At 51.6% G+C, this 11,914-nt stretch carries 9 protein-coding genes and 6 tRNA genes; 14 read left to right on the top strand and 1 reads right to left on the bottom strand.

Going from position 1 to position 11,914, the window contains the following annotated elements:
* Positions 1-108 precede the first annotated feature (108 nt).
* The 10 genes from nagA to ACZRKO_RS10960 all read left to right on the top strand — a co-directional run bounded on the left by nagA (position 109) and on the right by ACZRKO_RS10960 (position 6,189).
* Complete coding sequence (nagA, locus tag ACZRKO_RS10915; RefSeq protein WP_463737199.1) at positions 109-1,248, top strand: N-acetylglucosamine-6-phosphate deacetylase; 1,140 nt, start codon at positions 109-111, stop codon at positions 1,246-1,248.
* A 19-nt stretch (positions 1,249-1,267) separates the two neighbouring features.
* On the top strand, positions 1,268-2,488 hold the full coding sequence (nagC, locus tag ACZRKO_RS10920; RefSeq protein ID WP_463737534.1) for a DNA-binding transcriptional regulator NagC: 1,221 nt from the start codon (positions 1,268-1,270) through the stop codon (positions 2,486-2,488).
* A 42-nt stretch (positions 2,489-2,530) separates the two neighbouring features.
* Positions 2,531-3,283 carry an HAD-IIA family hydrolase gene (locus ACZRKO_RS10925; protein ID WP_463737200.1) on the top strand — a complete coding sequence of 251 codons (753 nt, stop codon included), beginning with the start codon at positions 2,531-2,533 and terminating at the stop codon, positions 3,281-3,283.
* Between the two features lie 329 nt (positions 3,284-3,612).
* On the top strand, positions 3,613-5,274 hold the full coding sequence (asnB, locus tag ACZRKO_RS10930; RefSeq protein WP_463737201.1) for an asparagine synthase B: 1,662 nt from the start codon (positions 3,613-3,615) through the stop codon (positions 5,272-5,274).
* Between the two features lie 231 nt (positions 5,275-5,505).
* Positions 5,506-5,582: transfer RNA gene (locus ACZRKO_RS10935), tRNA-Met, on the top strand.
* 8 nt (positions 5,583-5,590) lie between these two features.
* A tRNA-Leu gene (locus ACZRKO_RS10940) sits at positions 5,591-5,675 on the top strand.
* Positions 5,676-5,699: 24 nt separating this feature from the next.
* Positions 5,700-5,774 (top strand) — tRNA-Gln (locus ACZRKO_RS10945).
* A gap of 65 nt (positions 5,775-5,839) precedes the next feature.
* Positions 5,840-5,914, top strand: a tRNA-Gln gene (locus ACZRKO_RS10950).
* Positions 5,915-5,997: 83 nt separating this feature from the next.
* Positions 5,998-6,074, top strand: a tRNA-Met gene (locus ACZRKO_RS10955).
* Between the two features lie 40 nt (positions 6,075-6,114).
* Positions 6,115-6,189 (top strand) — tRNA-Gln (locus ACZRKO_RS10960).
* 98 nt (positions 6,190-6,287) lie between these two features.
* On the opposite strand, the gene ubiF is transcribed toward ACZRKO_RS10960, so the two are convergent.
* Positions 6,288-7,472 (bottom strand): 3-demethoxyubiquinol 3-hydroxylase, encoded by a 1,185-nt coding sequence (gene ubiF / locus ACZRKO_RS10965; RefSeq protein WP_463737202.1) that lies wholly within the window; start codon positions 7,470-7,472, stop codon positions 6,288-6,290.
* A 206-nt stretch (positions 7,473-7,678) separates the two neighbouring features.
* Here ubiF and miaB point away from each other — a divergent pair, with 206 nt between their 5' ends.
* The 4 genes from miaB (at position 7,679) to corC (ending at position 11,913) form a co-directional block, all read left to right on the top strand.
* A complete protein-coding gene (miaB, locus tag ACZRKO_RS10970; RefSeq protein WP_463737203.1) occupies positions 7,679-9,103 on the top strand; it encodes a tRNA (N6-isopentenyl adenosine(37)-C2)-methylthiotransferase MiaB in 1,425 nt (474 codons plus the stop codon).
* Positions 9,104-9,384: 281 nt separating this feature from the next.
* Positions 9,385-10,461, top strand: coding sequence for a PhoH family protein (locus ACZRKO_RS10975; protein WP_463737535.1), 1,077 nt, complete (start codon positions 9,385-9,387; stop codon positions 10,459-10,461).
* Entirely contained in the window at positions 10,458-10,949 is a 492-nt protein-coding gene (ybeY, locus tag ACZRKO_RS10980) for an rRNA maturation RNase YbeY (protein WP_463737204.1), read from the top strand. The genes ACZRKO_RS10975 and ybeY overlap by 4 nt, the downstream gene beginning before the upstream one ends.
* Positions 10,950-11,034: 85 nt before the next feature.
* Positions 11,035-11,913 (top strand): CNNM family magnesium/cobalt transport protein CorC, encoded by an 879-nt coding sequence (gene corC, locus ACZRKO_RS10985; RefSeq protein WP_463737205.1) that lies wholly within the window; start codon positions 11,035-11,037, stop codon positions 11,911-11,913.
* Position 11,914 lies beyond the last annotated feature (1 nt).

Raw genomic sequence — 11,914 nt, forward strand, 5'->3', positions numbered from 1 at the left:
CAACGAAGCGAACCTCCGGGAGCTTACTGAAGTAAGTGACCGGAGTGAGTGAGGCAGCCAACGCAGCAGCAGCGTGACTGAAGAAGGGCAAACGTACGAGGGGGCATGATGTACGCATTGATTAACGGCCGGGTATACACCGGCCACGACGTTCTGGATAACCACGCGGTGGTGATTGCAGACGGTAAGATCGAACGTGTCTGTCCGGCAGCAGATCTGCCGGCCAATATGGAAACCCGCGATCTGGACGGCGCACGTCTTGCTCCCGGATTCATCGACCTGCAGCTCAACGGCTGTGGCGGTGTACAGTTCAACGATTCACTGGAAGCCATTTCCGTTGAAACGTTAGAAATCATGCAACAAGCCAATGAAAAATCAGGCTGTACCAGCTATTTACCGACGCTTATTACTTGTAGCGACGAGTACATGAAGCATGGTATCAGCGTGATGCGCACTTATTTGGAAAAATACCCGAATCAGGCGCTGGGCCTGCACTTAGAGGGGCCGTACCTCAGCCCGCTGAAAAAAGGCACCCATAACCCGATTTTCATCCGCAAGCCTGACAGCGCGATGATCGACTATCTCTGTGCCAATGCCGATGTCATCACCAAAGTGACGCTGGCGCCAGAGCAGGTTGAAGACAAATTTATTCATCAGTTGCGCGCGGCCGGCATCATTGTTTCCGCCGGGCACTCCAACTCGACGTACGAAGAAGCGCGTAAAGGCTTTGCCGCTGGGATCACCTTCTCAACTCACTTGTTCAACGCTATGCCTGCTATTACCGGCCGCGAACCAGGCCTGGTCAGCGCTATCTTTGATACGCCAGAAGTTTATACCGGTATCATCGTTGACGGGCACCACGTTGCCTGGGCAAACGTGCGCAATGCTAAAAAACTCAAAGGCGAGAAACTGGTTCTGGTGACCGATGCAACAGCACCGGCTGGCGCTGACATTCAAGAGTTCATTTTTGCAGGCAAAACAATATACTATCGTGATGGACTCTGTGTAGACGAGCATGGCACCCTCAGCGGATCGGCGCTGACCATGATCGAAGCGGTACAAAACAGTGTTGAACACGTGGGGATTGCGCTGGACGAAGCGTTGCGAATGGCGACGTTGTATGCAGCACGCGCGATAGGTGTAGACGGGCAACTCGGCACAATTGAAGCCGGAAAAGTAGCGAATCTCACCGCCTTTACTCATGATTTCAACATCACGAAAACTATCGTTAATGGTGACGAAGTTTAATTGAGCGGATAAGGTATTGATGACGACTGGCGGACAGGCACAAATCGGCAACGTTGATCTGGTTAAGCAGTTAAACGGCGCGGCGGTTTACCGCCTGATTGATCAGCAGGGGCCGATTTCCCGCATACAGATTGCGGATCACAGCCAGCTGGCACCGGCCAGCGTCACCAAAATCACTCGCCAGTTATTAGAGCGCGGGCTGATCAAAGAGGTCGATCAGCAGGCTTCCACCGGGGGCCGCCGCGCCATTTCGATTATCACCGAAACCCGCCCTTTCCATACCGTTGCCATTCGTCTTGGCCGCCATGATGCGACCATCACATTATACGATCTCAGCGCCAAAGCCCTGGCAGAACAGCATTACGCCCTGCCGGAACGCACTCAGGAGACGCTGGAAAACGCCCTGATCGCCGCTATCGCCCAGTTCATCGAATTAAATCAGCGAAAAATCCGCGAGCTGATCGCTATCTCAGTGATCCTCCCCGGCCTGGTTGACCCGAACAAAGGTATCGTGCGCTACATGCCGCATATCAGTGTGGGTAACTGGAAATTAGTCGATGCGCTGGAAGCAAAATTTAAAGTCACCAGTTTTGTCGGCCACGATATCCGTAGTCTGGCACTGGCAGAGCACTATTTCGGTGCAACACGCGACTGTCAGGACTCCATTTTGGTTCGTTTACACCGCGGTACCGGTGCGGGGATCATCGTTAACGGGCAGATATTCCTCGGCAGCAACGGTAACGTCGGCGAGATTGGCCACATTCAGGTTGACCCGTTAGGTGAGCGTTGCCACTGCGGTAACTTTGGCTGTCTGGAAACGGTGGCCGCTAACTCAGCAATAGAAAACCGCGTCCGTCATCTGTTGACCCAAGGTTATCCAAGCAAACTGACGCTGGACGACTGTTCCATCGGTGCCATCTGCAAAGCAGCCAACCGCAGTGACGGGCTGGCCTGCGAAGTCATCGAGTATGTCGGCCGCCATTTGGGCAAAGGCGTAGCGATTGCCATCAACCTGTTCAATCCGCAAAAAGTCGTGATCGCCGGAGAGATAACCGACGCAGAAAAAGTGCTGCTGCCGGCCATCCAGAGTTGTATAAACACCCAGGTATTAAAGGATTTCCGCCGCAATCTGCCGATTGTAAAATCTGAACTGAATCACCAGTCTGCGATTGGCGCTTTTGCGCTGGTCAAGCGGGCTATGCTCAATGGCGTGCTGCTGCAACGTCTGATGGAAAGTTAAGGCGTGTTATATTGGCGCATTGCAAAGGATGGATGAGTTTACATGACGATCAAAAACGTAATTTGTGACATTGACGGCGTACTGTTGCACGACAATACCCCGGTACCGGGCGCCGACCTGTTTCTCGCTCGTATTCAGGAACAGGGTATGCCGTTGGTGGTGCTGACCAACTACCCTTCGCAGACCGCACAGGACTTAGCCAATCGCTTCTCCGCCGCCGGTCTTGATGTGCCTGAAAGCGCGTTTTACACCTCCGCCATGGCGACCGCTGATTTTCTTAAACGTCAGGAAGGCAAAAAAGCCTATGTCGTCGGCGAAGGCGCGTTGATCCACGAACTGTATAAAGCCGGTTTCACTATTACCGATATCAACCCTGATTTCGTGATCGTTGGTGAAACGCGCTCTTATAACTGGGACATGATTCATAAGGCGGCCTTTTTTATTGCCAACGGCGCGCGCTTTATAGCCACCAACCCGGACAGCCACGGCCACGGTTTCTCGCCAGCCTGTGGCGCGCTTTGCGCTCCGATTGAAAAAATCACTGGCCGAAAACCTTTCTATGTGGGTAAACCAAGCCCGTGGATCATCCGATCAGCACTGAATAAAATGCAGGCTCATTCGGAAGAGACGGTGATCGTTGGCGATAACCTGCGCACGGATATTCTTGCCGGTTTCCAGGCAGGACTGGACACTATTCTGGTGCTATCCGGAGTTTCTACGCTGAACGACGTTGAGGAAATGCCTTTCCGTCCCAGCTGGATTTACCCTTCCGTTGCCGATATCGACATCATCTAACACGTCGCAGATAGTCTGGCTCCCCGCCAGACTATCTATTCCTTCCGCTCGAATTCTGCAGCCACTGAAATTACGCCCCCTTCGGATTTGCCAATAAAATTGAATATTCAACAATAAAATCCCCATCAAACTGATAATCCATCAAAGACCTTACCCTGCCGACAAACTATTTTTCATTAGAACGTTAAAGCACTTGCACACTATGGTGGTTTTATCGCATTTTCTTAATCAACAACGCAGCGAAACCGAACCTTTAATGAGAAATCGGCAAAGCGCTTAGCAAACACAACAAAATGAAGTTCTGAAAAAATTGGTTAGGAGAAAAAGATATGTGTTCAATTTTCGGTGTACTCGATATCAAGACAGACTCGATTGAACTGCGCAAAAAAGCGCTGGAGTTATCGCGCCTGATGCGCCATCGCGGCCCGGACTGGTCCGGCGTTTATGCCAGCGATAGAGCCATTCTGTGCCACGAACGTCTTTCGATTGTTGACGTCAACAACGGCGCACAGCCGCTGTACAACGCCGCGCACACACATGTTCTGGCCGTCAACGGTGAAATCTACAACCATCAGGCACTGCGTGCTGAGTTGGGCGATCGCTACGAATTCCAGACCGAATCTGATTGTGAAGTGATCCTCGCGCTTTATCAGGAAAAAGGCCCGGCATTCCTCGATGAACTACAGGGCATGTTTGCTTTCATCCTGTATGACACAGAAAAAGACGCCTACATGATTGGCCGTGACCATCTCGGCATCATCCCCCTTTATTATGGTCACGATGAACACGGCAACATGTACGTGGCGTCAGAGATGAAAGCGCTGGTGCCTGTCTGCCGTAACATCAAAGAGTTTCCGGCCGGCAGTTACCTGTGGAGCCAAGACGGGGAGATCCACGAATATTACCATCGCGACTGGTTTGACTACGATAACGTTAAAGACAATGTGACCGATGCCAAAGCGCTTAAAGATGCGCTGGAAGAGGCAGTCAAAAGCCACCTGATGTCTGACGTGCCTTACGGCGTGCTGCTGTCAGGCGGGCTTGATTCTTCTGTGATTTCTGCCATCACCAAGAAATTCGCCGGTCGCCGCATTGAAGATAAAGACCAGAGCGAAGCCTGGTGGCCACAACTGCACTCCTTTGCCGTGGGTCTGGTGGGTTCGCCCGACCTGAAAGCTGCGCAGGAAGTCGCCACGCATCTGGGTACCGTGCATCATGAAATTCACTTCACCGTTCAGGAAGGTCTGGACGCAATTCGTGACGTGATCTATCACATCGAGACTTACGACGTCACCACCATCCGCGCCTCGACGCCGATGTATTTAATGTCACGTAAAATCAAAGCGATGGGCATTAAAATGGTGTTGTCTGGCGAAGGGGCTGACGAAGTCCTGGGGGGTTACCTTTACTTCCATAAAGCGCCAAATGCCAAAGAGTTCCACGAAGAGACCGTGCGTAAACTGCTGGCGTTGCACATGTATGACTGCGCACGCGCTAACAAAGCAATGTCTGCCTGGGGCGTGGAAGCCCGCGTTCCGTTCCTGGATAAAAAATTCCTCGACGTCGCGATGCGCCTTAACCCGAAAGACAAGATGTGTGGCAACGGCAAAATGGAAAAACATATCCTGCGAGAATGTTTTGAATCCTATCTGCCGCACAGCGTCGCGTGGCGTCAAAAAGAACAGTTCTCTGATGGCGTAGGTTACAGCTGGATTGACACCTTAAAAGAGGTCGCTGGACAGCAAATTACTGACCAACAGCTCGAAACGGCACATTTCCGCTTCCCGTATAACACCCCAAGCTCAAAAGAAGCGTACTTATACCGTACCATTTTCGAAGAATTATTCCCGGTTCCAAGTGCTGCCGAATGCGTACCTGGCGGCCCGTCAGTGGCGTGTTCTTCTGCTAAGGCTATCGAGTGGGATGAGTCCTTCAAGAACATGAATGATCCTTCAGGCCGTGCTGTGGGAGTGCATCAGTCAGCTTATTAAAGCGCAATAAGTCATAGGATTTGAATTCATTAGCGGGCCTTTTCAGGCCCGTTTTTTCGTGACTAAAGTCCATTAAAATAATGTGTTTTGCTGAATTTATCACCACACTGGTTATAAGCCAGACAAATGAAAGCTCTCGGGGCTTTTTCGTCAAAAAAGAGGTTGACGCAAAACGGTCAACTCCGCATAATGCGCCCCGCAACGCCGATGAAGGTAGCGCGAAAAAAAGATGGCTACGTAGCTCAGTTGGTTAGAGCACATCACTCATAATGATGGGGTCACAGGTTCGAATCCCGTCGTAGCCACCATCTTTTTTGCGGGAGTGGCGAAATTGGTAGACGCACTAGATTTAGGTTCTAGCGCCGCAAGGTGTGCGAGTTCAAGTCTCGCCTCCCGCACCATTTCCAGACATCGGTAAGCGCAGTTGGGGTATCGCCAAGCGGTAAGGCACTGGTTTTTGATACCAGCATTCCCAGGTTCGAATCCTGGTACCCCAGCCATTTTCTTCATCTTTCTGTTTCTGACAGGTGGGTAAAGAAAATCCAGTTTGAAGTAGTTGTACTGTTGGGGTATCGCCAAGCGGTAAGGCACTGGTTTTTGATACCAGCATACCCTGGTTCGAATCCAGGTACCCCAGCCATACTTCTTATTGATAAGCGCTTGAAATTAATTATTAAATTAGTTAATTTATGCTTGTAGTTTTGCAGTAAGTCAGTAAAATTTGGCTACGTAGCTCAGCTGGTTAGAGCACATCACTCATAATGATGGGGTCACAGGTTCAAATCCCGTCGTAGCCACCATTTTATTGTCTGATGAGTGTTTAGATTTACGTTGTACTTTTGGGGTGTCGCCAAGCGGTAAGGCTCTGGTTTCTGATACCAGCATACCCAGGTTCGAATCCTGGCACCCCAGCCACATTAGAAAGGCCCGCTTAGGCGGGCCTTTTGCTATTCTGAGTATTCACATTATTTCCAGGATAGGCTGACCGAAATTTTCCAGCCAGCCCCACATCACTAAATCCCTAATGCATATTTCAATGCTTTCGTTTTTAATGCTCCAGCCCTTTGTGCCGTCATCAGCGCCAAATTACGCAGAACTTTTACTGGCGCTAAATCATTGCTGAACGCGGTGTAGAACAGATCCATGCCACTTTGCATCAGCAGGTTATCCAGACGACGCTGGCGCTGATAGCGTAACAGCACGCGTTCATCACTCCAGGATTCATCACGGTCACGGGCTTTCGCCAGCACATCCAGCAGAGCCTCAACATCACGGTACCCGAGATTCACGCCCTGCCCCGCTAACGGATTGATGGTGTGCGCCGCGTCTCCCACCAGGGCCAGACCCGGTAGTACATACTTTTGCGCATGCCGGCGCACCAGCGGGAAAGCCCCAGCGGAGATCGCTTTCACCTCACCAAGACGCAGGGGAAATGCTTTCATCACTTCAACACTCAGTTGCTGCATACTCAGCGATTGCAGGTAACGAATGCGCTGCGGGCTGTCGTACCACACCAGCGACGCGTTGTTGCCAGACAGCGGCAGGAAGGCGCGCGGGCCGGACGGAAAGAACTGTTGCCAGGTGGTGTCCTGATCGGGCGATGAAGTCTCAACGTTGATCAGCATACAGTTCTGACGGTATTGCCAGCCATCCACACCAATTCCCGCCAACTGACGCACCAATGAGTTGGCTCCGTCCGCTGCCACCACTAACTGCGTGTTGATCACTTCGCCGGTCGTTAACTGCAATGACCAGCTCTTATCTTCATGCGAAAGCAGATGACGTAATTTCGACGGGCAAAAACGGGTGAGATTAGGCAAGGCAGCAAATTGTTGCCACAGCGCCAGTTGTAAAACTCGATTTTCCACCATGAAACCTAACTCAGGCAGGCCTAATGAGGCCGCATCGAAAATGACCTTGGAGCCTTCATTTTCCCAGGTTTCCAGCCGCCGGTAAGGCGTTGAACGCCTCTTTTCAACGGCGGGCCAGGCACCGAGTTTTTGCAGAAAACGTACCGACGCGCAGCCGATGGCCGAGATACGTAAATCGACCGGTGCCGCGGCGTCAAATTCAGCCGGGCTTTCATTTTCAATCAGGGCCACGCTAAAACCGCGTTGCGCCAGACCCAGCGCCGCCGCTGCGCCCACCATGCCGCCACCAACCACGACCGCATCAAAGGATTTTTCAGAGTTATTCATTTTCATCCGGCTTGATAATGGAAATCACTGCGCAAAGTGTACCGGATTTTTGCACCGCAATCAGGGCCTAAGCTGCTACTGGTCACCCTCTTTGTGAGGGTTTACACTATACTTGCTTAACGTCGCCTCCGCTCTGCTCCTGATATTGCCCTGCAGAACGGACTCAAATTCCACGTTTCTGACCCGCATTGAGTAATGACAAGCCGATGACCAAAAAACTGCACATTAAAACCTGGGGCTGCCAGATGAATGAGTATGACTCATCCAAAATGGCTGACCTGCTCGAAAGTACCCATGGTTACCAGCTGACTGACGTCGCGGAAGAAGCCGATATCCTGCTGCTAAATACCTGTTCTATTCGTGAAAAAGCCCAGGAAAAAGTGTTCAGTTTGCTCGGTCACTGGAAATTACTTAAAAAGAAAAACCCGAATGTGATCATTGGCGTCGGTGGCTGCGTGGCCTCACAGGAGGGGGAGATGCTGCGCCAGCGTGCGCCGTGCGTCGATGTGGTTTTTGGCCCGCAAACGCTGCATCGCCTGCCTGAAATGATCAACCATGTACGTGGCACCAAAAGTCCTATCGTGGATATCAGCTTCCCTGAAATTGAGAAATTTGACCGCCTGCCGGAACCCCGCGCTGATGGCCCGACGGCCTTTGTGTCGGTCATGGAAGGCTGTAACAAATACTGCAGCTTCTGCGTTGTTCCTTACACCCGCGGTGAAGAAGTCAGCCGCCCGAGCGATGACGTACTGTTTGAGATAGCGCAACTGGCCGCGCAAGGTGTGCGTGAAGTCAACCTGCTGGGCCAGAACGTCAATGCTTACCGTGGAGCGACCTATGACGGCGGCATTTGTCGTTTTGCCGAGCTATTACGTCTGGTGGCAGCCATAGACGGTATCGACCGCATCCGTTTTACCACCAGCCATCCGGTCGAATTCACCGATGACATCATTGCAGTCTATGAAGACACGCCTGAACTGGTTAACTTCCTGCATCTGCCGATCCAGAGCGGTTCTGACCGCATTCTGACGATGATGAAACGTCCGCATACGGTATTGGAATACAAAGCGATCATCCGCAAGCTGCGCGCGGTGCGCCCTGATATCCACATGAGTTCTGATTTTATTATTGGTTTCCCCGGAGAGACCCATGAAGACTTCGAAAAAACCATGAGGCTGATTGCTGAGATTAACTACGATGTGAGCTTCAGTTTCATCTACTCTTCCCGCCCTGGCACACCGGCGGCAGACATGGTTGACGACGTCAGCCTGCAAGAGAAGAAACAGCGCTTACAGATTTTGCAGGACCGTATTGCGCAGCAAGTGGTACGTTTCAGCCGCGCCACTCTGGGTACCGTGCAGCGTATTCTGGTAGAAGGAACGTCGCGCAAAAGCGTGATGGAACTGACTGGCCGAACCGAATGCAACCGGGTGGTGAACTTCGAAGGCACGCCGGACATGATCGGCAAATTTGTAGATGTCGACATTGTTGATGTCTACACCAACTCTCTGCGCGGTGTTTTGGTTCGCACCGAGGAGCAAATGGCGATGCGCCTGCATGAATCACCGGAGTCGGTAATTGCCCGCACCCGTAAAGAGAATGACATTGGCGTCGGCATTTACCAACCCTGATACCGTCGATTGACTTAGCCAGTTCATCCGCAGGGCGCCTTGGCGTCCTGCTTCTTTTTGCCGTTCGCCCTCGCTCGGCAGAAAAGTCGCCAACGTGGCCTTCAACACGGTTTAATTTTTCGAGACAGACCGCATATTGTCACTAAGGTTGTACCCGCTTCTACGGGTAACAAGGCATATTTTGCCAACGGCATGTATTATTAACCAAGGTATGGTGAGCTTGGCGTCGGTTTTTTACGAGACGCGCAAGCAAAAATGTCAGGCACATGAACAGGTCCCGAGTGGCCCAGAGGATGAGTTTGAACGTTGTAACACAAGAGATTTTGCTTGAGCCCGAAGACAACCAGCGTTTGCTGAGCCTGTGCGGGCCGTTTGATGAAAACATTAAACAACTTGAGCGCCGGTTGGGTGTCGAAATCAATCGCCGTGAGAACGCTTTTAAACTGGTCGGTAAGAACCTGCCGGTCAACGCGGCCATCAATATTCTGCGTAATTTATACGTGGATACCGCGCCAGTGCGCGGCGAAACGCAGGACATCGATCCCGAAGCCATTCATCTGGCCATTAAAGAAAGTCGCGTACTTGAGCAGACAGCTGAAAGCGTACCTGATTACGGCAAGTCGGTGATCATCAAAACCAAACGCGGCATGGTTAAGCCCCGCACACCGAATCAGGCGCAGTACGTTGCCAATATTTTCGACCACGATATTACCTTTGGGATCGGCCCGGCCGGTACCGGTAAAACCTATCTGGCGGTGGCGGCTGCTGTCGATGCACTGGAACGTCAGGAAGTACGTCGCATTCTGTTGACCCGCCCTGCCGTGGAAGCCGGTGAGAAACTGGGCTTTCTGCCAGGCGATCTCAGCCAGAAGGTCGACCCGTATTTGCGTCCACTGTATGATGCGCTGTTCGAAATGTTAGGTTTCGAGAAGGTGGAGAAGCTGATTGAACGCAATGTGATCGAAGTTGCGCCGCTGGCCTATATGCGCGGGCGTACGCTCAACGACGCTTTTATTATTTTGGATGAAAGCCAGAATACCTCGATTGAGCAGATGAAAATGTTCCTGACCCGTATCGGCTTTAATTCCAAAGCGGTGATAACCGGTGATGTCACGCAAATCGACCTGCCACGCCATCAGAAATCCGGCCTTCGTCATGCCATCGAAGTGCTCTCTTCTGTCGAAGAGCTCAGTTTTAACTTCTTCCACAGCGAAGACGTAGTCCGCCATCCGGTGGTTGCACGCATTGTGGTTGCTTATGAAGCCTGGGAAGAAGAAGACCAGAAACGCCGCGATGCCGTTACAGAGCAGCGCCGCCATGAATCCCATCAGCCGTCGTCCCAACAGGTTAGTCAATGAGTCAGGTTATTCTCGATTTACAAATTGCATGTGAAAACAGCGGCGGTTTACCGGCTGAAAGTGATTTCCAGAAATGGCTGGATGTCGTCCTGCCACAGTTTCAGGAAGAGTCAGAAGTCACCATCCGTATTGTTGATGATGCCGAAAGTCACGAACTGAATATGACCTATCGTGGTAAAGACAAATCTACCAACGTGTTATCCTTCCCGTTCGAAGCACCTCCGGGCATGGAGTTGCCGCTGCTGGGCGATCTGGTCATCTGCCGTCAGGTGGTTGAAAAAGAAGCTCAGGAGCAACAGAAAGTCCTGCTGGCACATTGGGCGCATATGGTTGTTCACGGCAGTCTGCATCTGCTAGGGTATGACCACATCGTCGATGAAGAAGCCGATGAAATGGAGTCTATCGAGATCGACATTATGCAAAGTCTGGGTTATCCGGATCCGTATATTTTCATCGAAGATAACGAAAAAGACGACATACGAGATTAGTCATAACGCCTCACCTGCCCCACGGCGGGTGGCCCGTTTTGCTGATTATTGTTTCCCTTACTATGAGTAAACTTAACCAAACGCCATGAGCGATGACCATTCACAAAATAGTGACAGCCCCAGTCCCAAGAAGGGCTTCTTTTCCCTTATTCTTAGCCAATTGTTTCACGGTGAACCAAAAAACCGTGGCGATCTGGTTGAGCTGATCCGTGATTCCGAACAGAACGACCTGATCGATCCCGATACCCGTGACATGCTGGAAGGCGTGATGGATATCGCCGAGCAGCGGGTTCGCGACATCATGATCCCGCGTTCGCAAATGATCACGCTAAAACGTAATCAGCCGCTGGAAGAGTGCCTCGATGTCATCATCGAATCCGCACACTCCCGCTTCCCGGTGATCAGCGAGGATAAGGACCATATTGAAGGCATCCTGATGGCCAAGGATCTGCTGCCATTTATGCGCACAGCTTCCGAGCCATTCAGCATTGATAAAGTGCTGAGAACTGCCGTAGTGGTTCCTGAAAGCAAGCGTGTTGACCGCATGCTGAAGGAGTTCCGCTCGCAGCGTTACCATATGGCTATCGTCGTCGACGAGTTCGGCGGAGTTTCCGGTTTGGTGACTATCGAAGATATCCTTGAACTGATCGTCGGTGAAATTGACGACGAGTATGACGAAGCGGAAGATCTTGATATCCGTCAGCTCAGCCGTCACACCTACACCGTCCGCGCTCTGGCACCCATCGAAGATTTTAACGAAATTTTCCAGACTAACTACAGTGACGACGAAGTCGATACGATTGGTGGTCTGGTGATGCAGTCATTCGGCCATTTACCAGCGCGTGGTGAAACCATCGAAATCGACGGTTACCTGTTCAAAGTTGCGATGGCCGACAGCCGACGTATTATTCAGGTTCACGTAAAAATACCGGACGACGCGCCGCAACCGATACTGGAAGAATAAT

The organism is Ewingella sp. C233, from assembly GCF_055407225.1.

Excerpts from the sequence above, each read along its gene's own strand:
- ACZRKO_RS10925 (WP_463737200.1), top strand. The coding sequence starts at position 2,531 with ATGACGATCAAAAACGTAATTTGTGACATTGACGGCGTACTGTTGCAC.
- ybeY (WP_463737204.1), top strand. The coding sequence starts at position 10,458 with ATGAGTCAGGTTATTCTCGATTTACAAATTGCATGTGAAAACAGCGGC.
- asnB (WP_463737201.1), top strand. The coding sequence starts at position 3,613 with ATGTGTTCAATTTTCGGTGTACTCGATATCAAGACAGACTCGATTGAA.
- nagA (WP_463737199.1), top strand. The coding sequence starts at position 109 with ATGTACGCATTGATTAACGGCCGGGTATACACCGGCCACGACGTTCTG.
- corC (WP_463737205.1), top strand. The coding sequence starts at position 11,035 with ATGAGCGATGACCATTCACAAAATAGTGACAGCCCCAGTCCCAAGAAG.
- nagC (WP_463737534.1), top strand. The coding sequence starts at position 1,268 with ATGACGACTGGCGGACAGGCACAAATCGGCAACGTTGATCTGGTTAAG.
- ubiF (WP_463737202.1), bottom strand. The coding sequence starts at position 7,472 with ATGAATAACTCTGAAAAATCCTTTGATGCGGTCGTGGTTGGTGGCGGC.
- miaB (WP_463737203.1), top strand. The coding sequence starts at position 7,679 with ATGACCAAAAAACTGCACATTAAAACCTGGGGCTGCCAGATGAATGAG.